The following is a 25,052-nucleotide window of genomic DNA, read 5'->3' on the forward strand; positions in this document are numbered from 1 at the left end:
CCACCGAGCCGTCATCGCTCGCACCCGACCGGCTGCCCGCACAGCTGGTCCACCAGACGAGCCCGGTGCCACTGCCCGTGGTCGACCTCCAGCCTGTCCCGGCCGCGGAGAGGCTGGCGGCGGCCCGCAGCATCATCGAAACCGAGGCCGCGCGCCCCTTCGACGTCGCAGGCGAGCCCGGGTTCAAGGTCATGCTGCTGCGCCTGAGCGCGGACGAGCACGTGCTGTTCTGGCTGATGAGCCACCTGGTGTGCGACGGCTGGTCGAAGTCCGTCTTCGCCCGGGAACTGTCCGCCCTCTACACTGCCCACACCACCGGTACCACCGCAGACATCCCGAAGCTGTCCGTGGACTTCGGCGACTACGTTACCGAGACCCGGGACCGGCCGCGCATCGCTACGGATCTGGCGTACTGGCGCGAGCAGCTGCGCGGTGTCGCAGACCAGCCCCCGTTACTGGCGGCCGAGGAGACCGACGATCCGCCGGGCAGTGCCCGAGAGATCCAGATCCCGTCCGTCGGTGTGTCCCGCAGTCAGCTGCTCGAGCTCGCCCAACGCACCGGCTCCACCGAGTTCATCGTGCTGCACGCGGCCTTCGCCGCTGCTATGGGCACCGCGCTGGGCCGTCAGGATCTGATCGTCAACACGCCGCGAGGCGACCGTCCCACAGCCGACTTCGAGAACCTCATCGGGTTCTTCGTCAACGTCCTGCCGATCCGCAGCCGCATCGCGCCCACCACCACCTTTACCGCCCTGGTCGGGCAAGTCCGCGAAGAGGTCATCGACGCGCTCGACCACGCAGACGCCCCCATCGCCGAGATCGCCGCGCAGCTCGCCGCCGACCATGCCGGCCGCATCGGCCCGCTGACGCACCTTTCCTTCGCCTACGACAATCTCCCCGCCGCCGACCTCAGCCTCCACGCCCTCAGCGCGGCGCCCTGGCCCATCGACCGCGCCGACACCAGGTACCCGTTCGAGCTGCACCTGTGGCCCAGCGACCAGATGATCGCGTGCCGGGCCACTTACCGAGCCGATCAGCTCACCGCCGCCACCGCACACCACCTCCTCGACCATTTCCAGGCCGTCCTCACCGCGGTGCTCAGCGAACCGGACGCCCCCCTCAATCAGCTTCCGAGCTCCGCCCTCCACGACAGCCGACAGCCCGCCAGCCAGGTGACCTCGGACGAGCTCACCCCAACCGAGCAGCGCCTGGCGGGGGTGTGGACCGAACTGCTGGGCACCGACGACATCAGCGCCGACAGCCACTTCTTCAACATCGGTGGTAGCTCTCTGCTCGCGGCGCTCCTGGTCGCAGCCATCAGGGAGACCTTCACCGCGCAGATCCACCCTCGCCATCTCTACCAGGCACCCACCCTGCGAACCCTTGCGGCCCTCATCGACGACCACACCGCGCCGGCGACGCCGGTCCAGCGCTGACGAAAGGGAACACCGTGACCACCACCGGACAGACCACCACCGCCCACCCCCGCCTGGCCCGTTACCTGGACGGCTATCAGGCGGTCATCGGCGCAGACATCCCCGCCGGTGCCGCCGAGCTCCTCCCCGCCCTGGACCGCCTGAGCATGCACGACGCCCCCTTCCCGTTCGCCACCGTCGACGACTTCCTGCCCGAGGACCTCTACCGCAGCATCCTGGCGAACTGGCCCTCGCAGTCCGGCTTCGACCCGGTCGCCCGCTTCGTGGAAGGTCAGCCCAAGGCCTACCTCGGCAACCGCAAAGAGCGCATCATCGAGAACTTCGCGGGCAGCGACGCGCCGATGGCCACCGAGACGTGGAACCGAACCCGCCTGGCGCTCCGCCACCCCGAATTCGTCCGGTCGCTGTTCGAGCGATTTGCGGGCCCCCTGGAGGAACACCTGGGCCTGGACCGACTCCAGGACCGTGACCAGCCCAACTTCAAGCTCTACGCCAACCAGGACACCGGCGCCACCGAGGCGCTCGGCGCGCACCTGGACGCCGCACCGAAGCTCCTGACGATCGTGGTCTACCTCCAGCTCGAGGGCGACACCGACGAGACCAGCGTCAACCGCTACGGGACCGCACTGTACGAGTGCCGCGCCGGGGAACACGACTTCCTGAACTTCAGCTCCAACGCCGCGCACCGCACTGCCCACCAGGTGCAGTTCGTCCCGAACCGTGCGTTCATCATGCCCAACTCGCCCGTCTCGCTCCACGGTGTCGCCGGCAGCCAGGACGGCGTCCTGCGCAAGACCCTGATGACCGGCTACTGGGCCAACAAGCAGTGATCCCGTCGGCGGCTCTGGGGAGTGCTGCGCGCGGCCCCCGGCTCGCAGGCGCCATTAGCCGACCTACCAGCGCGGGATCGAGGATCCAGGTGACACAGCCACGCACACTGTCAGCTCCGCAGGAAGCCATCCTCGAAGCCGGCATCAGCAATCCGGACCCCGCCGCCTACACCATGGTCAACGCGATCATCATCGACGGTGTCCCGGCGAAGGCGCTGCGGCAAGCCGCAACTGATACTGCCGCCCGGCACGACGCTCTGCACTGGATCCTCAACCTCGACGACCGCTACCACATCAGCGCCAGCGCCGGACTGGGCCCGGCCCTGGTACCCGTCGAAGAGAACGACCTGCGCTCCCTCGAGCTTGCCGACGCCATCGCGACGGTCGAAGCCTGGATGGCCACCCAGCGGGCCGCCGCCTACGACCTCTGGGGCAGCGGCCCCCGCATCCGCTTCGCCCTCTTCCACCTCCCTGAGACCATCGCCGGCCCCCACACGGTCTGCGCACTGACGACGCACCACCTGTACACCGACGAGCACGCACTCCAACTGCTGTGGACCGAGATCGTGCGCCGTGCCAGTACCCCGCCGGTCTCGGCGCCCAACAGCCCCGACCTGCGCTACAGCAGATGGGCCGAGACCAGCACCAGCGCCGCGGCGGCTACCAGCGCACGCACGGCCGCTGAAGCCGTCGCGCAGCACTGCCAAGCGCACGAAACCCGCCCCTACCCCGAGTACCTCGAACGGCCACCGGCTCCAAACGGCTATGGCCAACAAGTGCGCGCCCTCGGCCCAGTAGACACCGCCGATGTGTCCGCGCGTCTGAGCGTCGGCCCGGCCGCAGTCTACGTCGCAGCCGTCGCCCATGCCGTGGCCGAGCAAACCGGGCACAGACGCATCGTGCTGCACATGCCGATGAGCCTGCGGCGGACCGCCGCAGAGGCCGGCATCATCGGCTGCTTCGTCGCCTCCGCCCCCCTGCCCATTCGTGTCGAACCCGCCGGCGCCCCCCTCGTTCAGCGCTGTCAACAGGCACTCGACTTCGCCTCCCGACACGCCCACGCCCGACCGGGACTGCTCAGCCGCTCCGTCGGACGGCCGCAGATATCCCTGGCTATCGAGCAGCCAGCCACCACCCGCCGGCTGGGCCCGGTGACCTGGAGCAGCTTCGCCGCACCGAACGCCGGGCCGAAACACCCGCTGAGCCTGCAACTGTCCGCCTCGGCCACCGGGCCAGGACGCCTTCGTGCGTCCTGGACATCCGCCACCCTCACCCAAGAGCAGGCCAGTGACCTGCTGGAGCGCACCACCGACCACCTGAACCGCCTGACCGCGAAGGGATGAGAGCACGCCCATGGACCAGACCGACCCGCGGCAGCGCCCGCCCACAGACGACCGCGCGTGGCTGATGGACGCCTGCGCGGCCATCACCGACCAGCCCGTCGACGCAGACGCCAACCTGTTCGAACAGGGCCTGACCAGCCTCGGCATGGTGAGGCTCTCCGGCGCGATCCAGCGCCGTCACGGCTTGCGCCTGGGCGCCGTCGACCTCCACGACCATCCCACCGTCACGCAACTGTCCGCGCTGATCGCGGAACGGAAAGAATCCGGTGTCTGAGCTCGCGGCGCACCCGGCGCAGATGTCTTTGCTCACGGCCCGGCGGCTCGGCAACCCGACGGCGAACTCGGGTCGGATCTTCCGCCTGGACGGGCCTCTCGACCAGGACCGGCTCGCCGAGGCCTACCGCGCCGCCGCCCAAGAACACGACGCGTTGCGACTGCACCTGTCCGGCCGAGACACCTGGCACACCGGCGCCCAGGCCCGCATCGACGTACGGCTCCTCGACCAGCGGAGAGGACAGCCCATCGAGCCGACGATGAAGGCCATCCTCGACGACTTCCACCAAGAACTCGGCCGCCGCTACGACCTTGATCACGGCCTGATCGGCCACATCACCGTGCACCGCGTCGCCGAGCGCACCTGGGTGGTCACCGAGATCATCGACCACGCCTTCGTAGACGGCCGCTCCATGAAGCTGCTGTTCAACACCGTGGCCGCGATCTACCGGGGCGACCGGCACGACCGCCCCGGTTCCTTCGCCCAGGCCCTCGCCGACCAGGCTCCCGACGAAGCGGCCTACCTCTACTGGCGCCGCCGGTACACAGACTTCGCCGCTGCGCCGCAGGCCCGGCTCTTGCCCGATCCGGAGCCGGTGCAGACCGTGCCCCGGCTCCGTCTGCACCTGGCACCCGCTCAGACAGCCGCCCTCGCCCGCGCCGCCCGAGCATCGCGCGCCACCGTGCCCGCTGTCCTGCTGGCGGCCCACGCCCACACCACGGCTCGCCTCCAGGGAACCGGCGACCTGAGCATCCACGTGGCCGTCGACACCCGCACCGACGAGCACCTCGACACCGTCGGCCAGTTCGCTCACGTGCTCCCGCTCCGGTTGACCATGCCCTGGAACTTCCGACTGCCGGAGTACATCAGGATGACGCACCGGGCCATCCTGGAGGCACACGACCACGTCATGGTGACTCCCGACCAGTTGCACGATGCCGGAGCCCCCACCCTGGCCGCCCCCGGAGCCACCGTGTTCGTGATGCAGGCCGTCGCCCCGCCCGGTGACCCGTCCCTGCCCGGCATCACCCTCTCCCCGATCACGGCCGACAGCACGCCCCAAGGCGCGGCGCTCAGCACCGTCGTGCGCACTCTGGACGACGGCTCCACAACCGTCGAACTGACCGGCCGCGCCACCGACCCGCTCGCCGCCGACCTCGACCGGTGGGCCAGCACCTTCCGCCAGTTCCTCCATGCACTCGCCGAAGAGCCGGACACCCAGCTCTGCTCCGACCTCCTGCTCAGCCCGACGGACCGCACCAGTGTCCAGGCCCTGGCCACCCCGGCACCCGGCTACACCGGTCCGCCGCTGCACGAAGCCGCTGTCCGGCAACTGAGCCGGACCGATCGGACCGTCATCCTGGACACGGACGCCGCCTGCACCGGCCCGCAACTGCTCAGTCTGGCCACCGCCACCGCCGAGGCGCTGCTGCACGCGGGAGCGCGCAAGGGAAGCGAGGTCCTCGTCGGCGGACTCCGCCTCACCGAGCGAGCAGCGGCCTGGCTTGCCTGTTTGCAACTGGGCTGCACCTACATCCCCTACGACGGCGACACACTCCCCGACCGGCCCGCCGCACTGCGTCTGAGCCCCGACGGCGTCAGCCCCGCAGGCCTTCCACCCACCGCGGACCAGGACGATCTGCCGGACCCGCCCGCCTACGTGATCCACACCTCCGGGTCCACCGGACGCCCGAAGGCCGTCGCGGTCGGACTGGCAGCGCTCACCAACCTCATCCACGGAGAACAGGACCGGTTCGGTCTAGACGCCACCAGCCGCGTGCTGCTGGTCGCCCCGCCGACCGTCGACCCCTGGATCTGCCACGTGACCACGGCGCTGGTCCTGGGAGCGACCCTCATCCAGGGCAACCCCATCGGAACCATGCCGTTGACCGAACAGTTGCGGCACCACCGCATCACCCACACCTTCCTCCCGGCCGGCATACTCCGAAGCCTCGATGCCGACGCGCACCTGCCCGACCTGAGGATGATCGCCTCCGCAGGGGACGGCTGCCGCAGCACCGACCTCGACCGATTCGCCCCAGCCCGCACGTTCAACATCTACGGGCCCACCGAAGCGACCGTCACCGCAACCGTCCATGAGTCCACCCCCGGAGCCGGCGACCCCGTGCCCATCGGCCGGCCCATCCGCGGTCTGGCCGCCCGAATCGTCATCGACCGGGCAGCCACCGCCCCTCCCGGAACCCCCGGCGAACTGGCGCTGACCGGCGCCGGCCTCGCGGCGGGCTACCTGGACCAGCCCGACCTGACCACCGAGTCCTTTCACCCACTGCCGGATACCGCTGGGCACTGGTACTTCACCGGCGACCGCGCCATGCACACCCCCGCGGGACTGGTCCATCTCGGTCGCATCGACCGTCAGGTCAAGATCCGCGGCTACAGAGTGGAGCTGGACGCCCTTGAGAACCAGGCCATCCGCACCGGTCTATGCACAGCCGCACGTGCCCTGACGCACCGCCACGACGACGTCGTACGGCTGCTGCTCTTCGTGGAAGGCTGCCCCGACGCCCAGCAACTGACGGCCCAGCTCCGGCAGATGCTGCCGCCGACCCACTGGCCCCACCATGTCCACCAGGTCGGCCGGATCCCCACCCGCCCCACTGGAAAGCCCGACGACGCCGCACTCGCCAGCCTCGCCACCCCACCAGCACCCGCGTCCGCCCGGCTCGGCGCCGACGACACGGTGCTCGGCCAACTCTGGCGTGAACTGCTGGGCACCACGCCAACACCGGACAACCACTTCTTCCACGACGGGGGAGATTCCCTCACCGTCCTGCACCTCGTGACCCGACTGCGCCAGGCCGGACTCCAGCTCACCCCCGCCGAGGTGTACGAGGCCCCCTACTACCGCGACCTCGAGCACCGCCTCACCCGCGCCCGCGCCCAGAGCACCGCCCGGCACACGAGCCCGCGGTTTCCGCTCACCCCTACCGGCCGGTGGATGCACCAGCTGAAGATCCCCGCCTGGAGGCGGTGGACCCTGCGCCACAGCATCACCTTCGACCGCATGCCCCCGGTGGCGCAGCTCGCCTCCGCGCTGGAACACCTCGTCGAGAGCACTCCGGCGCTGCGCTGCCGCACCGACCGGTGCGAGCAAACCCTCAGCGTGGCCTCCCCGTACCAGCCGCTCGTCGCCGCCGTGGCCGAGAGCGCCTCCGATCGGGACCTGCGACAGACGCTGGCCAGGGCTCAGCGCGCTGTGGACCCGGTCACCGGACGCATGCTCGCCGCGGTCGCTGTCCATCGGGAGGACGGATCGGGACGCCTCGTCCTCTTCGGGCACCACCTTGCCGTCGACCCCTGGTCCTGGGCAGTGATCTGCCGACGGCTGGCCCTCACTCTGGACGGTGCCAGCCTTTCCGAGGACCACGCATTCCAGCATCTCGCTGAGCTGACCGATCAGCAGACCGCAGCCGGTCACTTCGACGCCGAGACCGGGCTATGGCGCGCGGTACTGGCTGGGGGGCTCACCGCGCCCCAGAGCCCGCTCGTCTCCCAGCTGCGGCAGACCAGCATCACGCTGCCGCCCCTGAGCGAGCTCACCCGGCGCTCGCAACACAGTCCGGCCGCGTACCTCCTCGCCGCGACCGGGCAGGCGCTGGGACACCACAACGGCGGACAGCCCACCGTCATCGACCTGGAACGCAACGGGCGCAGCCATCCAGAGCTGGATCTGAGCGACGCCGTCGGCTGGTTCGGACTCCATCATCCCGTCCTCGCGCCCAACCTGCCCACGGCCGAGGCGATCGAGCACCTGGCGCTGGAGCTTGCCGACGTCCCGGATCAGGGCGCCGGCTACGGCGCCCTACGCTGGAGCGGCCGGGCCGACTTCGGATCAGCGGTCGGTCACATCGCCGTCGACATCCAGGACGCCGGCGCAGCGCCGGACACACTGGAGCGCCGAATCCAGGCGCTTGCCCCCGCCAACCCGGCGCTGCTCACCCCGTACCCCCTCGCGCTGACCTTCCGTGCTGGTGCGGAGGCGACGACCGCAACTCTGAGGCACGGCGGCAGCACCTCCCCCCAGGAAGCCGCGAGCATCCTTGAATCCATCAACGCGGCGTTCCAACCGAAACAGGAGCGGGTCGCCCAGGCCACCGCCCCGAAGCGCACACGCTCGACCGGGCGACCTCGTCGCGCGCTGCAGGCCCCGGCCGGCGCCATGCAGCAGCTGATGCTCCAGTTCGCCGCCCTCGGCCCGCAGACAGGGGTCTACCTGCCACGTCAGCTCCTCCACCTCGACATGCCCGCAGGTGAGCAGGCCAGGTTCCTCCAGCGGCTTGAACAGTGGCTGGGAGGGCTGGACATCCTCCACCGCCGGTTCCACACCAACTCCAGCACTGGCGCTCTCACCCAGCGATGGCTACCGAGCGCCGGGCCACACCTGCGGGTCGAACCCGGAGACGGGGACACAGCCTGCTCCTGGATGACTGGGCCCGACCACCTGGATGTTCGACAAGCCCGCTATGGAGGCCAACTCGCCACCCTGATGGCCTTCACCGGCCGCCACGGCCTGTTCCTGGGCATGGAAACCCATCACGCACTGGTGGACGGCCACAGCAATCGGCACTTCCTCCACCAGCTCACGCTACTGGCGGCAGGCGGCCCTCTCCCGCCCGGCCCCCCTGCCGCTCCGGTCCTACGGCACCTGGGGTGCGAAGCAGCCACCGGTGCCACAGCGCACCCATTGCCGCCGCTCACCTGGACTCCGCAGCAGCCCACTGAGCACCGCACAACGATCCCCGCGCAAACCGTACGCGCGTGCCGTGCCCGTGCTGCGGCGCAGGGCACCAACCTCCGGGCCTGCCTGGCCGCGCTGACCGGGCAAGCCGTCACGGCAGGCGAGAACGTGACGCTCTACCTCGTTGCCAACGGGCGAGACAACGCGATCGCGCACGCCAACGACGCCTGGGGCATGTTCTGGTACTTCACCCCAGTGCCGCTGCACCCCGGCGACGACCCCGCCCAACTCCAACAGCGGGTGTACGCCAGCGAGGCTGCGCCGTTCCCCAACATCCGCGCAGCCGCATTGTCCTGGCGGCAGTGGAACCACGATGCGGCGATCTCCTTCAACTACGTCAGCGCGCCGCGCACCGCAGACGATACGAGCCAGGTGACGGTCATGCAGTCCAGGGACCGCTTCCACTGGCCCCGACAAATCACCGCGGTCCTCCGCGATGACGACCAGGTTGATCTCATAGTGTGCACCCTCGACGGCTCACCCGCCGCCCACCTGCTCGAACGCGCCGGGGAGAGCCTGCGGCAGTACGCGGCCGGGACACCCAAACGACCCAGGCCAGACCCATACCGGGGCCCGTAGCTCCAGCTGACGTTGGCGCGGGCTTCAGCCCTGATCTGTGCGCGGCGAACAGCGTAGTGACCGCTCAATCGATCAGCACGGACCTTGCGCCCCAAGCCCTCTGACCCCATCTGGAGGATTCATGCCCATCCGAGGCCCGCAAAGCGGCCAGGGCCGTGGCACTGTCTTCGACCGAGCCGCCGCTAGTTACGGGCGCATCGGCGGGCAGTTCTTCGAACAAGCGGGGCAAGCCCTGGTGCAGCTGGCCCTGCCACAGCCGGGCGAGGACCTTCTCGACGTCGGCTGCGGCCGCGGTGCCTCGCTCCTGCCCGCAGCCGCGGCCGTTACCCCCCGCGGACGAGCCGTCGGTATCGACAAGTCATCAGCGATGGTCAGCCAAGCGAACCGGGCACTTGCTGCCCGCGGACTCACCCACGCATTCGCGGTGGTTGCCGACGCAGACGCTCTTCCCACAAGGACGGGAACCTTCGACGTCCTCCTCGCCGGCCTCGTCCTTCAATTCCTTCCAGAGCCACAACGCACCCTCCGGCGGCTCACCCACATGCTTCGCCCCGGAGGACGCATCGCCATCTGCACCCCCGCGGCAGCACCTGACGACCTGGACGTCGTCGACCGCACCGCAGACGCGGCTCTCATCGAGTTCATGAGCGGATCTGCACAGGAACGAGCGCCGATGCCGGGAATCGACAGCTCGGCCATAGTCGCCGCTATGCACCAACTCGAGTACGTGAAAATTCAAGTGTTGAATATGTTCTTCCCGATCTCGGTGCCGGTCTCGAAATTCTGGGACTGGCGCATGTCACACGGCAGAAGAACACAACTGGAGAGGATTCCAGAAAAGGACAGGGAGCGTGCGCGCGAAAAACTAGTGGAGAGCGTGCGCGCAGTCAGCGTCGCCGGCCAGGTGCACCTTCCCATGCCCGTGTGCATGATCGCGGCATACCGAACGTAGCGGCTTGCGATCCATCACACGAGGCTGGCCTGCGGTCATGGCGGGGATCGGCGGCGGAGACAGAGGGACCTCCTCTCGTCCAGCAGAGCAAATGGATCCGACGTCGCGCCTCGGTCCGTCCCCTGCATCGCGGCCGAAGCCGCGGTCTGCGTTACCGACGGGCCCATTCATAGTCGAACAGCCCGGCCCCGCGGCTCTGCGCGCGTGCCAGCCGCCGCCAAGGCCGGGCCAGCCGCAGGCCGACAGTGATGTCACGGTCTGAGGCGTCCAAGTCAAGGTCCATGACGGCCAGCCCTGGACGATCCGCTGCCGGGCAACGGGCAAGCCACCGGCCTCCCGGACCGATGATCCCAGCGGGGGCCGTGCGGCCGAACTGCGCGGGCACCGAGTAGCCGATCCAGTAGTTGAAGAGCGTTCCGTATGCCTGGGCGACGACGGCGCGGGCGGCGTCGTCCACCATCACCGACAGCAGGACCACGTCCACATCAAGCGCCTCGTACTGGTCAAACAGCTCGGGAAAGTTCGCCTCGATACACAGCGCGCAGCCAATCCTCAGCCCGTCGACCTCGAACACCACCGGCTCACTGCCGGGGGAGTACAGGCGGGTGGCCTCGGTGTGGGAGAGAATCCGCTTGTCGTACCTGGCAACAATCTCTCCCCGGTCGGACACGACCAACAAGGAGTTCCGTGGGGCCGCGGCTGCGGGCAGAGGACGGATGGTGCCGAACGCCACCCACACGCCGAGCTCGCCGGCCAACAACCGGATCGACTCTTCCTCTTCGCCAATGACATCCCAGGCTGCCCCCGCCCAGCTCGCCCTCCCAAGGTCACCAGTCGGCATGGCATCCGGGTCGGGGTAGACGATCGCCCCCTCGGGGAACTGGACCAGCCTGACTCCAGCGACGGCGGCATCACGCATCAACGAGCGAATCTGCGCCCCACTCGCCCGAAGAAGCGCAGGGTTGGCTGGGTCCTCCGGGACGTTGCTCTGCGCCACGGCCAGCCGTAGACGACGGACCGCGCCTGCATGGTGCGGCAGGTCCCATCGTGGCGTCGGTGGTGCAGACGAGCTGGCGGTGGAGCGAGGCACGGTTGCCTTCCTAGATGCGGACACTACGACCAAAGGGACAGATGGTTGCATTATCCAGCAAATAGGAATTTTGGCGCAATGTGAGCGGTGGCCACGGGGCGCCCGATCGGCCGCCGGGGCGCCGATGAGACGGTGTCGCCGACATCCCCCCAGGCCGGAGTGGGTGCACCCGATTCTTTCATGATCACCACCTCAACAGGCATGGCGGCTTCGAGGCGTGCGGATGTGTGCGTCGCGCCTGACGGATCACCAAGTCCCGCTAGGCTTGGGACCCTTGCTCGAGCCGGTCAATGCGCAAGGGAGCCACCCCACCGTGAGTAGCAGCTTCGTTCACCTGCACAATCACACCGAGTACTCGATGCTCGACGGAGCGCAGCGAATGAAGCCCATGTTCGAGGAAGTGGCTCGCCAAGGGATGCCAGCAATCGCCATGAGCGATCACGGCAACATGTTCGGGGCTTACGAATTCCAGTCAGTGGCTGCAGGATTCGGCGACGTAAAGCCCATTATCGGCATCGAGGCATACGTCGCCCCCTCATCACGAAGGCATAAGAAGCAGGAATTCTGGGGGCCTGGCGGTCGGCGCGCGATGAGCGATGATGGTGAGGGTTCAAAAGACGTATCAGGCGGTGGCCGCTTCACCCACATGACCATGTGGGCGGAAAACGTCCAAGGCCTCCGAAACCTCTTCTACCTTTCCACTGAGGCCTCCTACACGGGGCAGTTCCCGGCAGGCAAGCCGCGTATGGACATGGAGCTGATCAGCGAGCACCCCCAAGGGATCATCGCCACCACTGGCTGTCCCTCGGGCGCCATCCAGACCCGTCTGCGCCTGGGGCAGTACGAGGAGGCGCGAGAGACTGCCGGTGCGTACCAGGATATTTTCGGCAAAGACAGCTACTTCCTCGAGTTGATGGACCACGGCCTGTCCATTGAACGCGAGGTGCGAGACGGACTGCTTCGCCTTGCAAAGGAACTGAACATTCCCTTGCTGGCAACCAATGACGCACACTACGTCCAACCGACCGACGCGGAGGCACACGACAACCTCCTCTGCATCGGAGTGGGAAAAAACAAGGACGATCCCAACCGCTTCAAATTCCAGGGCACCGGCTACTACCTCAAGACCGCGGCCGAGATGCGCGAACTGTTCTCGGAACTGCCGGAAGCCTGCGATAACACACTGCTGATCGCCGAGCGCATCGGCTCATACGACGACGTATTCGACAACGTCGATGAGATGCCGCAGTTCCCTGACGTCCCAGAAGGGATGACACAGGAGGAGTATCTGCGCAAGGACGTCCTCAAAGGACTCGCCATGCGCTATGGAGACCCAATCCCCGATCACGTAATGGAACGCTTCGAGACCGAGATGAAGATCATCGGTCCGATGGGATTCTCCTCGTACTTCCTCGTCGTCGCCGACATCTGCAAGTACGCACGCGACAATGGAATTCCGGTTGGGCCCGGCCGTGGTTCGGCAACCGGATCCATCGTCGCCTACGCCACTCGGATCACCGAACTCTGTCCGCTTGAACACGGACTCCTGTTCGAGCGGTTTCTCAACCCGGAGCGCATCAACCCGCCGGACGTCGACCTCGACTTCGACGACCGCCAGCGCGACCGGATGGTCCGGTACGTCACCGAGAAGTACGGTGACGAGTACACCGCCATGGTCAACACCTTCGGGCGGATCAAGGCGAAGAACGCGATCAAGGATTCCTCGCGCATCCTCGGCTACCCGTTCTCCCATGGTGAGCGGATCGTGAAGGCACTACCACCGGACCAGCAGGGCAAGACCATCACCCTGTCGGGTATCTGGGACTCCCAGCACCCCCGGTACGGCGAGGCCGGCGAGATCCGGGCGCTGTACGAGAACGAACCCGATGTGAAGAGGGTCATGGACACCGCCAAGGGTGTCGAAGGCCTGATGCGCGGCACTGGCGTGCACGCCGCTGCGGTGATCCTTTCCAAGACCCGCCTGACGGATCGCATCCCCCTGCACATGCGCGCCTCTGACGGCGTGAAGATCACAGGGTTCGACTACCCCAGTTGCGAAAACATGGGGCTGGTCAAGATGGACTTCCTGGGGCTGCGCAACCTCGGTGTCATCGACCAGGCGATCCAGAACATCCGGGAAAACCGCGGAATCAAGCTGGCGACAGTGGATCCACTGGACGGCGACACAGAGACAGTCGTCATCCCCTTGGACGACACCAAGACCTACCAGCTCCTGGCCGACGGCAACACGTTCGGAGTTTTCCAGCTCGACGGCGGCGGCATGCGCACCCTGCTGAAGCTGATGCAGCCCACCCGATTCGAGGACATCGCCGTAGCGCTCGCGCTCTACCGGCCCGGCCCAATGGCCGCCAACGCCCACACCAACTACGCACTGCGGCAGAGTGGCAAGCAGGAACCCGCTCCAATCCACCCGGACCTGAAGGAAGCCCTCGACCCGATCCTGGGCTCCACCCACCACCTGCTGGTCTACCAAGAGCAGATCATGGCCATCGCCCGGCAACTCGCCGGCTACACCCTGGGCGGCGCCGACATGCTCCGCCGGGCCATGGGCAAGAAGAAGCCTGAGGTCCTGGCCGCCGAGTGGGACAAGTTCGCAGGTGGCATGAGAAGCAATGGCTACTCAGAGGAGGCGATCAAAGCCATCTGGGACGTCATGCTGCCGTTCTCCGGCTATGCATTCAACAAGTCCCACACCGCAGGCTACGGCCTGGTCTCCTATTGGACGGCATACCTCAAGGCCAACTACCCCGCCGAGTACATGGCCGCGCTGCTGACCTCGGTCGGAGACGACAAGGACAAGGCAGCCGTCTACCTGGCCGATGCCCGCGCGAACGGCGTCCGAGTTCTGCAGCCGGACGTCAACGAGTCGACCGCAGAGTTCACAGCCATCGGCGACGACGTGCGCTTTGGGATGCGAGCCGTTCGCAACGTCGGCGACGCGGTGATCGAGGCGATCGTCGCTGCACGCCGTTCCAAGGGGAAGTTTTCCTCGTTCACGGACATGCTTGACAAGTGTGACCTACCTGCCCTGAACAAGCGAGCCATCGAGTCGCTGATCAAGGCCGGTGCCTTCGACTCTCTCGGCCACTCTCGGCGCGGTCTGTGTGCGATCCACGAAGACGCCATCGACGCCGTCGTGCCCGTCAAGAAGGCAGCCTCTTACGGGCAGGACGATCTGTTCGCCGGGCTGGGAGGCAGTGAAGCCGAAGACGCTGGGGCCGGGTTCGGGCTCGACTTCCCTGTCGACGAACAGGAGTGGCCTCGCCGGCAACTCCTCGCTACCGAGCGGGAGATGCTGGGTCTGTACGTGTCAGCGCATCCCCTGGACGGTGCCGAGCACATTCTCTCCGGCTCCAGGGACACCACGATCGCTGAACTCTTGGCCTCCGGACGGACCCAAGGAGACGTTCAGCTCGCCGGCCTGATCACTGGCGTCCAGCGGAAGATGACCAAGCAGGGAAACAACTGGGCCATCGCCAACCTTGCAGACCCTACAGGGTCCATTGAGGTGCTCTTCTTCCCCGCCGTCTACCAACTCGTTGCTCACGCTTTGACTGAAGACAACGTCATTTCAGTCAAGGGAAAGATCGAGGACCGAGACGGCACCCTGAATATCTTCGGTAGGGAGCTCTCGGTCTTGGACGTCTCTAGCGCCGAGCACGGCGGCAAACCCCCCGTGCGCCTAGCGCTTCCCCTTCATCGTGTCTCCGACCAGACTGTCGCGGACCTGAAACGAATCCTGCATGCGCACCCTGGCGACAGCCCTGTCCACCTGACTGTCCGCGGCCCGCAGAAGACGACTGTCTTCGCCTTGGCAGCGCAAGTCGACGCTGCCTCGCTGGCGTCCGACATCAAGGGCACATTCGGACCGGATGCTTGGCAAGGTGTGGCGTGACTGACGCACATCGGACCGGGGCGACTCCTGCCCTCGCCAGTCATGACGAGCTATTCGTCAAGATCGCCGATGTATCGGACTGCCGGGCCTGCGGCACTCCTGGGCTACTTCTCGTCCGGTTTAGGCACTCGTGGAAAAACCAAACCGGAAATGATGTCCCAGGCATCCGCGAGTCCCTGTTATGCCCCCAGTGCTCGCACCGAAACTCAGCCGCCGCCGAGCTGATCGCGCTATTTTCCGTTGACGAAAAGATGAGTTCTGAGAACGTCACCGTTTTCGGTGGGCTCGTCGCAGCATGGGTCGAGTCGCTACGTCAGGAGCGCGCTGACGAGGAGCTTCTCGCAGCGGAACACGATCTTTGGCTGCGCGGCGAACTCTGAAGGCTGCTTGGTGGCAGGTACGGTCGGGCATCAGACTGGGCGGTGGAGAAGTGGCTACAGACGCTCGATATTCTCGGCCATCACACGCACTACACTCTCTGCAGGCGATCCAGCATCTGCTGGCTTTGTGCAGTCCCGGTTGGCAGGATCCTCGGGGTCGGCGGAACCAGGGTGCGACATGGACGCCTCTGACATCAGTCGTACAGCCGGAGAGATTCCGCGTGTGGATCGGCTATTACCCCATACACGGAATTGTCCAGGTCGGTCATTAGAGCCGCAAACCTCGTGCCGATCTCGAAGTGCCAGCTCTCATACCAATGGGGCACCCAGCCTCCATGGACCATAGCCGCAAGCAGCAGCATTCTGTTGGCCCGAGCCTCCTCCGGAAGGGTGTGTACATTCAGGAATGACGTTTCTCCGGGTCTTTTGGGAGTGGCGTTGATCCGGTAGCCGATGTCCAACTCGGTCCCGTCCAAGGAGGCGAGGGTGACATCGACCGCGCCGCCGCAACTGTGCGGGGCGACCCAGGGCGGAGAAACGTGCCGGCCGGCCAGTTCGATGAGCTGATCCGAGGTCATGCCCGGATGCTCAGCGGACAGCCGCGCCATCTCTTCCTGAAAGTATCGGCTCTGCTGGGCCGGCGGCCGGTAGCACTCGACAACGCGCAGTCTGCGGCCGTGCTCGCGCAGGTACTTCTCGGCCGCCCATAACTGATCCACCAAACCTGAGCGAATCATGGCAAAAGCCTCAGTGGTGGTGGCCTTGCGTTCGTCGATCAAAAACCGATCGTCGTCGCGTAGGGACACCAGAGGCTCTCCACAATCAGCGACCCGCACAGCGACGACCCGCGGATCAGACATCGCGATGCCCTCCTCAGCGCTCTCAGGCATGCAGTGAGCAGATGGAAGGAAGCGGCGGAAACTCTCGCTCATAGCGCAGGTGCCTTCGTTGTAGGAAAGGTCTGGGGTGACGGGCATCTGGGGGCTGATGTTCGGCGCCTCGTGGGCTCACGGATGTGTTCTTGGCCAAGCTGCACCGGCCCGCTCATCTCTGGGGAACGCGGCGAAGGAAGAGGAAGGTATCGATCGCGGACTGCGCGTACCCGAAGTGCCTGCCCCGTTCGGCGTCGTCCCTGGGCTGGAGCGGGCCCCAGTTGACGGTGTGGCAGGTGTTTCGGTGGAGGGACAGACCGAGTCGGACGCGCGGGAATCCGGGGCGGCCCCGCAGGGCCGCCCAGACGCGCACGGCGTCGTCCACGTTGCCCACCGACACGTAGCCGCCGCTGCGGCTTCCGCCGGCGGGCACCGCGAGGAGCACAGCGCCGTCCACCTTCACACCGACCGCGCCGTCGAGGAGGCCCGGGTCGGCGAGGCGCTCGCGGAACCAGGCGTAGTCTTCAGCGCACTTCTCGGGTGAGGGGCGGCACAGCGGCGCGGCGATGTGCGCGAGTGGGAATCGGGACTTACCGAGTGCGGGCCATACCTCCTGGTCATCGCTCACTCCGCCCGGGTGATCGGGTGGTTGAGGATGTCGGTGAGGGTGTCCCGGTCCAGGCGCACCACGACCGCGTGGTGGTCGGACAGGCCGGTCATGTCGACGACCTCGACCTCGCGGACTGCGGGAAGGAGCTCCGGGCTGGCGTAGATCCGGTCGATGCGCGCGTCCGGCCCGTGGGTGTCGCAGGCATCGACCGTCGGCGCGACCGCGGCGGTGACGCCCATGGTGGTGGCGAGGTGACGGGCGACGTCGTGGAGACCGGCGGTGCGCAGGGTGTCGTCCGGCCGGTCGTCCATCCGGCGCACACCGTCCGGCCCGATGTAGGAGCGGTGCGCCCGGTGGGGCTCGTCTCGGATCTCCTCCAGGACAGGCAGACCCGGATCCCCGGGGGCCCCGGGCACCGGGTAGCTGTTGTTGTCGCCGCCGAGGAGCGCCGGGTAGTGGACTCGTCGCCCGTCGACTTTGCCCCACCTGTCGTTCCACTGGGTCAGCCGCTCGGCTTCCGCCAGCCGCGTGGTGGTAGAGCCGTAGTTGAGGTGGTAGGAGCCCACGATCAGCGGGACCGCGCCGGGGGCCGTACCGGCGAGCTGCAGGCTGCGCACGGTCGGCGGGAGGACCCACATCGGGCCCGTCTTGGGGAACTCGCCGACCGGGGTGAAGAGGTCCGGGTCGTGGTAGAGGGCGGTGCAGCACTCCGGGCCGATCAGTCCGGCCATGCCGAGCACGGCTTCGGCCGCGTTCGCGAGCTCGCCGCCGTTGTCCTGCGCGTTCCACACCTCCTGCCGCAGGAGCAGATGCAGGTCGAGCGACGCGAGCCGGTCGTGCATCCGCTGCCACAGTGCGCGGTCGCCGCCGCCGTTGTTCTCGAAGTTGCAGATCGCCGCGTTGATGAGCACGGATTCTCTCCAGAGGTAGAGGTGTCAGCGGGTGGGGGTGAGGACTCGGCGGAGGACGTCGAGGTCGAACCGCGCGAGGAGCAGAGCATGGTCGGAGACCGCCCGGACGTCGTCGGTCGCCAGGACTTCGAAGGCGGTCAGGGCCGGCGCGAGGTCGGGGGTGCAGTACATGCGGTCGATGCGCTGGGCGGGCCCCTGGTCGGTGCGCTTCAGGCTCGCCGTCGCCGCGAGCGCGCTGGTCTGGCCGAGGGCCGTGGCGGCGTGCAGTGCGAGGTCGATGAAGACCGGCTGGCTGCCGCCGGAGAGGATCTCGTCCGGGCGGGTGTCCGAGACACGCCTGCCGGCGCGCTCGATGGTGCGGTGCTGGTAGTGCACGCGGTCCTCGACCTTGTCCCAGTCCGGGAGCGCCACGGACTCCAGCTCCGCCTGATGGGGGTAGCTGTTGGCGTCTATCCCCACGATGGCGCTGCGGGAGCTGTCGGCGAGGGTGGTGAGCCGCCGAGCCTCGGTTGCGCGCAGGTCCGGGTCGAAGTGGCACAGGTGCGCCGAGGCGAGGTCGATCGGCTTCGCGCAGCCCTTGAGGCGGACACGGGGGTTGCAGATCGGCTTCCACGGCAGGTCGTGCTCGAAGTAGCCGTCGACGGAGAACATAGTGGGGTCGACCATCACGCCGACGGGGTTCTTGCTGCGTCCCTCCCGCGGAGCGGGCATGAACGGGATGAGGCCGCCGAGCCGGTTGGCCTCGGCATACAGGTCCGCCTTCCCGCGGTCCCACGCGCTGGTCAGCTCCTGGCGCAGTACGACGTGCGGTTCGATGGAGGCGAGGATGTCGCGGGCCAGGTCGCGGTGGTCTTCCCCTCCGTTCCGGCCACGGCCGTTGTGCTCGATGTTCCAGCACACGTAGCGAATTTCGTTGTCGAAGGTGGGCTGTGCAGGGGACAAGGGAGCATCTCCTTGTGCGGATGGTGGGGCGGTCACGCCGCGCGCCGGTCGGGCGTAGGAGCGGGCTCGACCGCAGAGGGAGCGGATAAGGAGGCGATCGGCCCGTGCCGCTCGCGCAGATGTCGGGCCTGTTCGGTGTACGGCGGCAGGCCCACGCCGGCCCGGCGGGTGTCGAGCTGGGTGGGATCGGTGATCGGGTGCGGTTCGAGGCACCCGTCGGGGCGGTACCAGTGCTGGGTTCCGTACAGCTGCGCCTGCCCGGCGTTGACGAGACAGCGGTCGTGCAGGTGGGCGAGCTGGGCGCTGGTGGCGTCGCCGGCTTTCACGGCTTTCTGCAGCAGACCAAGCAGCGTCCGCTGGAGCGTCGGGTTGTGGTCGCTGTGCACCGCGATGTCCACGGCGGCCTGACACGCCTCCGGGCCTACGGTGCTGCGACCCGGCCACTGCCCGAGCCGTTCGACGATCCGCTTCAGGCCGGTGGTGTTGTCGTCCTGGGTCTGGGCGAGGGCCGCGAGCGCGTCCGGTGTCATGCCGAGGCGTTCGGCGCCGGGTGTGCGCCAATGCGCCTTGGCTCGTCGCACGCGGTCCAGCAGGTCCTCCGCGAGAGCGGGGTAGCCGGGGGCGGACTGGTGGGGCTCGTTCACGAACTCACCTGCTCTTCCGCGCCGACGGTGCGGGTCCCGCTCTTGGTGGCCCCGGCCTCGCTCAAGAGGGAGTGAATGGCGCCGTAGGACCGGTTCGTCGTCTCGCAGATCTCCTGGATGGTGACCCTGCGGCCCGGGGTGCGGTAGGCGGCCACGACCTTCTTCGCGAACTCCTCTCGCGCCGCGCCGGTGAGCTTCCTGCCTGTCTTGATGACGGGCAGGTCGAGGCGTTCGGGGGGAGGGTTCGACTCCGGGCTCCGCGTCGTCACGGCGGTCGCGTGCCGTCTCGGTGAGGTCACAGGACGTTCTCCTCGCGCGCGAGGGCGAGTCCGGCGCCCAGGGTTCGGATCTGTTCGAGCATCGCCTCGTACTCCCTGTCGTTGTCGCTGATGTCGACCCGGGAGGCGGCCAGGATGCCGTGGATCTCCCCCCGCCGGGCTGCGGCGAGCAGCCGGGCGAGCTGGGGTCGTGTAGCCGGGTCGGTCGGTCCCGTGACGTCGAAGGTGCGGTCCGCGACCGTCCACCCACGACGGGTCGCGAGGGCCTGCGCGGAGGCGAGACGGGGAGCGGCGTCCTGCCGGAAGCCGACCAGAACGTAGAGAGCGACCCGCTTCTCGCCCGCTACACCCCGCAGGACCGTCTCCAGCTGCGCGCGTCGCAGCAAGCCCAGACGAGACGCCGCAGCGTCACGGTGCAAAGCCGTCGGCACAGTGGTCATGCCAGGCCCCCAGCAACCGTGAACTCATCCCACGGCCAAACCAGTTGGTACCGTGCCGAGGTGTCGTGGAAGGCGGCGTACGCCCCCGTCGGAACGAACCCCGGAAGGGGAACCCCCACGGTGAGGAGCAGGCCCGCCAACGCCACCGATATGCGTAGGGGCAGATCGCGCAGGGCAAGGGCCGCCGACACCTCCCCACGGTGTTCAGCGCACGGACGCTGCCTCGAAACGGAGGCTTGTCGCCGGCACCGCACGGCGGTGCGGGTCGGTGTGGTCGAGATCGTCACGGGAGGTTCCTTCAAGGCGAGGACCGACATGGAGGAGGCTGGGTCAGTCCGCTGCCCTTGCCGCACGGGGGAAGAGGCGGCGTCGAGCCGACCGCGATCAGTGGACACGGTCCCCTCCCTCTTGCAGCGGCCGACTGGTCTGCTCGGGCGGCGCTGTAGTGGTGCCGGGCATGACCGTCAGCTGCCGGACGGGGGAGACCCACAGCAGGGCCACGGGGCCGAGGAGGAGCACCGTGCCGGTCAGCAGCGCGGCCCACACACCGGCCGCGGCGGCGACGGCGCCCGCCGCCGCGGTGGCCAGAAGCCGGGCCCCGGCGACCAGCCACACCGATGTCTGCTGGACACGGGACTGAAGGTGAGGAGGGCACAGCTGCTGGCGGAGCGACCTCTGTGTAGACGCGGCCGCCGTGACCGCGACCGCCTTGACGGCGCCAGCGGCCACCAGAGCGATCAGCCACCCGTGCCCAGAACGGGCGAGAAGGAGCGGTATCCCGCACATCGGGTACGCGCCGAAGCCGACGAGCAGGACTCCGCCGGGCCCTAGCCGGCGTACCAGCTGGCCTGCGACCAGAGCGCCCACGAGGCTGCCCACCCCGACCGCGCCCAGCACCAGGCCGAGACCGATGTCGCCGTAGTCGAGCTCGGTCAGCAGGTAGTACGCGAAGTAGGTCGTGACGATGCCCTCGGCGAAGGCGTGGTAGGCCATCGTCAGGACCAGGGGACGCTGGAGCGGATCCCGCAGCACGTGCGCCATGCCCTCACGGATCGACGTGATCATCTTGGGGCGCGGCCCGGTCGGATGCCGATCAGCGTGGATGGTGGAGATGCGTGAGGCGTACCAGGCGCTGATCAGGTAGGACGCGGAGTCCAAGAGCAGGCAGCGGGCGGCGCCGAGCAGACTGACCGCGGCGGTCCCGATGTAGGTGCCGGCGGATCCCGCGACGGCGAACGCAGCCATCACCCGTGCGTTGGCGTCGGGAACGAGTTCCGGTTCCACCAGTTCGGGCACGATGGCGATCGCCGCGGCCTGGTGCAGCACCGTCAGCGCCCCCAGCAGGAACGCCACGCAGTACAGGACCGGCATGGACAGCGTGCCCGCAGCCCAGCAGATGGGGACCACCACGACCACCGCGGCCGCCACCAGGTCGGTGCCCACCATCAGCCGCTTCTTGGAACAGCGGTCGCCCGCGACGCCGGCGGGCAGGGCGAGGAGGAACCCGGGTGCCATTGCGGCGGAGGCGAGCGTGGAGACCTGGCCCGGGGTGGCATCGAGTTCCATCGCCGCGACCACGGGGAGCGCGACCGCGGAAACCGACGAGCCGGCCAGGGCTGTCGCCTCGCCCAGCCAGTACGCCTGGAAGCTGCGATGGCCGCGCAGCGAGGGCGCCGGGGCCGTGGAAGGGGCAACGAGCGCGTCGGCGCGTACCGGCTGAGAGGGCAGAGCGCTCACTGCACCTCCCCGGACATGGCCCCGAGAAGGCCCGCGCGGGCGGCGTAGGCGACTGCCTCGGCCCGTCGCTCGACGCCCAACCGCTCGAAGATGTTCTTGAGCGTGTACCGGACGTGCTCGGCTCGTCGGCCGAGCCGCCGGGCGATGTCTGCACGCGTCAGTCCCTCTGCCACCAGGACCAAGACGGCGACCTCTGAGGGCTTCAAGAGGATGCCGGGCTGCCCGAGCGTCTGCTGACGCGTCGGCTCGGCCGCGGCGGTCCGAATGCAGCGGCCCACGCCGGGCGGGAGACGGTGACCGCCTTCGGCGGCCAGGGCCTTCACGCGCTTCAGAAGGTCCGGGTCGTCGTACAGCTCGGAGGTACGCACCACCGCTGCCACGCCGTACGGCGCGACAGCGACAATGTCGTGAGCGCCGACGAGGTCGGCCACCAGCACAACAGCTACGTCGGGGTGGCGCTCGTAGTGGACCTTCAGGGCGTCATGACAGGCGCGGTCGACACGGTCGGCGGTCACCACTACGACGCCCCTGGGGAGCACGGCGCTGCCGCCTGCGGAATCCGGGGCGGGAGCGCCGCCCCTTGGGGGTAAGCCCTCGGTAACGGCGTTCATACTCATCGGGCGGCTCCCGCGAGCGCGGCGGGAAGGGCAGCCCGGTGCTCAAGGCGTTCCAGCTCGAGGGCTACCTCCACGATGCCGATGTGGCTGAAGCCCTGGGGGAAGTTCCCGAGCTGCCGCTGCAGCTTCGAGTCCCATTCCTCGGCCAGTAGCCCGACGTCGTTGCTCAGGCCGAGAAGGCGCTCGTACAGGGCGCGTGCGTCGTCGTAGCGGCCGATCATCGCCAGGTCCTTGGCAAGCCAGAACGCGCAGACGAGGAAGTCGCCCTCATCACCCGGCAACCCGTCCACGCCGATGGCGTCACCGCTGGTCAGGTAGCGCAGGACGAACCCGTCGGAGGTGGAGAGCTCCTCCTGGACGGCTTCGATGGTGCCGATGACCCGCTTGTCGTCTGCCGGCAGGAAGCCCACCTGGGGGATGAGCAGCAGCGCGGCATCGACATTCTTGCTGCCGTAGAACTGGGTGAAGGTGTTGCGTTCGGCGTCGAATCCGTTGGTGCAGACGTCGTGGTGGATGGTCTCCCGCAGCGTCCGCCACTGCTCAACCGGGCCGTCGGCATGACCGTCCTCGACGAGTTTGACGGCACGGTCGACCGCGACCCAGGCCATCACCTTGGAGTGCACGAAGTGCCGGGTGGGGCCGCGGCCTTCCCAGATGCCCGCGTCAGTCTCACGCCAGTGCGTCTCGACCGACTCCACGAGCTTGATCAGCAGGGTGTTGCTGGTCTCGTCCCGTTCCAGACCGAACTGGGCAGCCAGGTGCAGGGTCCCGATCAGTTCGCCGTACACGTCGAGCTGGCGCTGTCCGGCGGCGCCGTTGCCGATGCGCACCGGTGCCGACTCCTCGTAGCCGACGAGCCAGTCCAGCGTCGTTTCCGGCATCTCGCGTTCCCCGGCGATGCCGTACATGATCTGCAGGTTCTCCGGGTCGCCGGCGACCGCGCGCAGCAGCCAGTCCCGCCAGGCGCGGGCTTCGTCGAGGTAGCCGGCCTGCATGAGGCTGGCGAGGATCTTCGCGGCGTCCCTGATCCAGACGTAGCGGTAGTCCCAGTTGCGCACACCGCGGATCTCTTCCGGCAGCGAGGTGGTCGCCGCGGCGGCGATCCCTCCGGTCAACGGGTTCGTCAGTGCCTTCAGCGTGATCAACGAGCGAATGACCGCAGCCCGGTAGGGACCGTCGTAGGCGCAGTGCGAGACCCAGTCGGTCCAGAATTTCTCGGTGTCCTCGAAGGCCTGGTCGATGTCGAGCTTGTCTGGCGCGTCCTTGATGTAGGAGGGCTGCCAGGTAAGGGTGAAAGTGGTGTGCTCGCCCTCGGAAAGCGTGAGGCGGGAGCGTGTGGTCAGCGACTCGCCGTGGGTTTCCGCGTCGGTGTCCAGCCAGACCGCGTCGGGGCCTGCGACCGCGCGGGTGCGGTTGTCGGCGGTCTTGTGGACCCAGGGCACGACCTTGCCGTAGTCGAAGCGCAAGGACAGGGCGACATCGACGTCGACGGTTCCGGTGACGGCTTCGGCTATGCGCACCAGGTGCGGCGTGTTGTCGGCGCCGGTGCGTGGCGGCATGAAGTCCGTGACGCGCAGCGTGCCGGAGGGGGTGTCCCACTCCATTTCCACGATCAGCGTGTCGCCGCGGTAGGAGCGGCGGTCGGCCGGAGGGCGTGAGCTGGTCTTGGGCATCGACGGGCCGATGTGCCAGTAGCCGTTGTCGGGGGTGCCCAGAAGCCCGGCGAGTACGGCTTCCGAGTCCAGCCGGGGCAGGCACAACCAGTCGATCGTCCCGGTGCGGCGGGTGAGCGCGGCCGTCTGGAGATCGCCGATGAGTGCGTAGTCCTCGATACGCCCAGCCATGGAAGTCCGTTCTGTTCGATGGTCCTGCGGGGGACCGTGGTGGTTGTCGTGTCGTGCGGCTCGGCGCCCGCGGATCGCGGGCGCCACGGGGTGCGGTGAGGCCGGCGGAACAGATGCCGCGCGGCCCCGCGCATGGCGCGGGTTTACAGCGGGGTGGGCATTTGTGCAGCGGTGATGATCACTGCGAAGGCGATCAGGAAGGTGGCCAGCCGGGCGACGTCCTTGCCTCGCACAGCTGATTCACCCGCCCACAAGCGAGAGGGGAGAGGGTCGTTCCGGACGGGGCGGGTTGGCGAGCAGCCAGGTGGCCGCCTCAACCACGTCTTGCGCCACGTGGGTGGGTTCCGGAGCGAGGTGCTGGCGGGTACGGCCGTGGGCGATCCACACGGTGCGCAGCCCCGCATGCTGCCCGCCGCCGATGTCGGCGATGAGACAGTCGCCAGTCATCACCGCGTGGGCGGGGTCGTCGACGCCCAGGTCGTCCAGCGCGACGTGGAACAGGGCCTCGGCCGGCTTGCGGATGCCGTACTCGCCGGAGATCACGACCGAGGCGAAGTAGCGGGTCAGGTGAGCTGTTTCGAGCTTGCGGCGTTGCGCG

Annotated in this window: 20 protein-coding genes; 8 read left to right on the forward strand and 12 right to left on the reverse strand. The window is 68.1% G+C overall.

What is annotated here, in order from left to right:
* The 6 genes from VN520_RS32960 to VN520_RS32985 all read left to right on the forward strand — a co-directional run.
* The coding region (locus VN520_RS32960) for a condensation domain-containing protein (protein ID WP_325750612.1) at window positions 1-1,436 on the forward strand (1,436 nt) is incomplete at its 5' end.
* A gap of 14 nt (window positions 1,437-1,450) precedes the next feature.
* Window positions 1,451-2,266 (forward strand): hypothetical protein, encoded by an 816-nt coding sequence (locus VN520_RS32965; protein WP_325750613.1) that lies wholly within the window; start codon window positions 1,451-1,453, stop codon window positions 2,264-2,266.
* Window positions 2,267-2,355: 89 nt separating this feature from the next.
* The gene (locus tag VN520_RS32970) at window positions 2,356-3,609 is read left to right on the forward strand and encodes a condensation domain-containing protein (RefSeq protein ID WP_325750614.1); all 1,254 of its coding nucleotides are present in this window, start codon (window positions 2,356-2,358) and stop codon (window positions 3,607-3,609) included.
* 10 nt (window positions 3,610-3,619) lie between these two features.
* Window positions 3,620-3,883: an acyl carrier protein gene (locus tag VN520_RS32975; protein ID WP_325750615.1), complete on the forward strand. Its 264-nt coding sequence runs from the start codon at window positions 3,620-3,622 to the stop codon at window positions 3,881-3,883.
* Window positions 3,876-9,221, forward strand: a complete 5,346-nt coding sequence (locus tag VN520_RS32980; RefSeq protein ID WP_325750616.1) for a condensation domain-containing protein — start codon at window positions 3,876-3,878, stop codon at window positions 9,219-9,221. The genes VN520_RS32975 and VN520_RS32980 overlap by 8 nt, the downstream gene beginning before the upstream one ends.
* Before the next feature lie 121 nt (window positions 9,222-9,342).
* A complete protein-coding gene (locus VN520_RS32985; protein WP_325750617.1) occupies window positions 9,343-10,173 on the forward strand; it encodes a class I SAM-dependent methyltransferase in 831 nt (276 codons plus the stop codon).
* 151 nt (window positions 10,174-10,324) lie between these two features.
* Here the strand turns inward: VN520_RS32985 and VN520_RS32990 are convergent, their stop codons facing one another.
* On the reverse strand, window positions 10,325-11,170 hold the full coding sequence (locus VN520_RS32990) for a carbon-nitrogen hydrolase family protein (protein WP_325750618.1): 846 nt from the start codon (window positions 11,168-11,170) through the stop codon (window positions 10,325-10,327).
* A 406-nt stretch (window positions 11,171-11,576) separates the two neighbouring features.
* Between VN520_RS32990 and dnaE the strand changes: the two genes are divergently transcribed.
* Window positions 11,577-15,179 (forward strand): DNA polymerase III subunit alpha, encoded by a 3,603-nt coding sequence (gene dnaE, locus VN520_RS32995; protein ID WP_325750619.1) that lies wholly within the window; start codon window positions 11,577-11,579, stop codon window positions 15,177-15,179.
* Window positions 15,176-15,559, forward strand: coding sequence for a DUF6300 family protein (locus tag VN520_RS33000; RefSeq protein ID WP_325750620.1), 384 nt, complete (start codon window positions 15,176-15,178; stop codon window positions 15,557-15,559). The genes dnaE and VN520_RS33000 overlap by 4 nt, the downstream gene beginning before the upstream one ends.
* Window positions 15,560-15,753: 194 nt before the next feature.
* Here the strand turns inward: VN520_RS33000 and VN520_RS33005 are convergent, their stop codons facing one another.
* From VN520_RS33005 to VN520_RS33055, 11 genes are all read right to left on the reverse strand, one after another.
* Window positions 15,754-16,491, reverse strand: coding sequence for a M15 family metallopeptidase (locus VN520_RS33005; protein WP_325750621.1), 738 nt, complete (start codon window positions 16,489-16,491; stop codon window positions 15,754-15,756).
* A 112-nt stretch (window positions 16,492-16,603) separates the two neighbouring features.
* A complete protein-coding gene (locus VN520_RS33010; protein WP_325750622.1) occupies window positions 16,604-17,059 on the reverse strand; it encodes a DUF6302 family protein in 456 nt (151 codons plus the stop codon).
* Window positions 17,056-17,952, reverse strand: coding sequence for an endonuclease/exonuclease/phosphatase family protein (locus VN520_RS33015; RefSeq protein WP_325750623.1), 897 nt, complete (start codon window positions 17,950-17,952; stop codon window positions 17,056-17,058). The genes VN520_RS33010 and VN520_RS33015 overlap by 4 nt, the downstream gene beginning before the upstream one ends.
* A gap of 24 nt (window positions 17,953-17,976) precedes the next feature.
* The gene (locus tag VN520_RS33020) at window positions 17,977-18,894 is read right to left on the reverse strand and encodes an endonuclease/exonuclease/phosphatase family protein (RefSeq protein WP_325750624.1); all 918 of its coding nucleotides are present in this window, start codon (window positions 18,892-18,894) and stop codon (window positions 17,977-17,979) included.
* Window positions 18,895-18,926: 32 nt separating this feature from the next.
* On the reverse strand, window positions 18,927-19,538 hold the full coding sequence (locus VN520_RS33025) for a DUF6624 domain-containing protein (protein ID WP_325750625.1): 612 nt from the start codon (window positions 19,536-19,538) through the stop codon (window positions 18,927-18,929).
* Window positions 19,535-19,837 carry a helix-turn-helix domain-containing protein gene (locus VN520_RS33030; RefSeq protein WP_325750626.1) on the reverse strand — a complete coding sequence of 101 codons (303 nt, stop codon included), beginning with the start codon at window positions 19,835-19,837 and terminating at the stop codon, window positions 19,535-19,537. Before VN520_RS33030 ends, VN520_RS33025 begins: the two co-directional genes overlap by 4 nt.
* Window positions 19,834-20,202 carry a recombinase family protein gene (locus VN520_RS33035; protein ID WP_325750627.1) on the reverse strand — a complete coding sequence of 123 codons (369 nt, stop codon included), beginning with the start codon at window positions 20,200-20,202 and terminating at the stop codon, window positions 19,834-19,836. The genes VN520_RS33030 and VN520_RS33035 overlap by 4 nt, the downstream gene beginning before the upstream one ends.
* Before the next feature lie 438 nt (window positions 20,203-20,640).
* Window positions 20,641-21,993 carry an MFS transporter gene (locus tag VN520_RS33040; RefSeq protein WP_325750628.1) on the reverse strand — a complete coding sequence of 451 codons (1,353 nt, stop codon included), beginning with the start codon at window positions 21,991-21,993 and terminating at the stop codon, window positions 20,641-20,643.
* Window positions 21,990-22,508, reverse strand: coding sequence for a helix-turn-helix transcriptional regulator (locus VN520_RS33045; protein WP_325750629.1), 519 nt, complete (start codon window positions 22,506-22,508; stop codon window positions 21,990-21,992). Before VN520_RS33045 ends, VN520_RS33040 begins: the two co-directional genes overlap by 4 nt.
* 98 nt (window positions 22,509-22,606) lie before the next feature.
* Window positions 22,607-24,454, reverse strand: a complete 1,848-nt coding sequence (locus VN520_RS33050) for a glycoside hydrolase family 15 protein (RefSeq protein ID WP_325750630.1) — start codon at window positions 24,452-24,454, stop codon at window positions 22,607-22,609.
* Window positions 24,455-24,694: 240 nt separating this feature from the next.
* Window positions 24,695-25,052 (reverse strand): HAD-IA family hydrolase (locus tag VN520_RS33055; protein WP_325750631.1); only part of this gene is annotated, 358 nt, incomplete at its 5' end.

This window comes from Streptomyces sp., assembly GCF_035563135.1.
Classification (GTDB): domain Bacteria; phylum Actinomycetota; class Actinomycetes; order Streptomycetales; family Streptomycetaceae; genus Streptomyces.

What these genes read in the sequence shown, in the direction of transcription:
- VN520_RS32975 (WP_325750615.1), top strand. Translation starts at nt 3,620, where the DNA reads ATGGACCAGACCGACCCGCGGCAGCGCCCGCCCACAGACGACCGCGCG.
- VN520_RS32985 (WP_325750617.1), top strand. Translation starts at nt 9,343, where the DNA reads ATGCCCATCCGAGGCCCGCAAAGCGGCCAGGGCCGTGGCACTGTCTTC.
- VN520_RS33005 (WP_325750621.1), bottom strand. Translation starts at nt 16,491, where the DNA reads ATGAGCGAGAGTTTCCGCCGCTTCCTTCCATCTGCTCACTGCATGCCT.
- VN520_RS33050 (WP_325750630.1), bottom strand. Translation starts at nt 24,454, where the DNA reads ATGGCTGGGCGTATCGAGGACTACGCACTCATCGGCGATCTCCAGACG.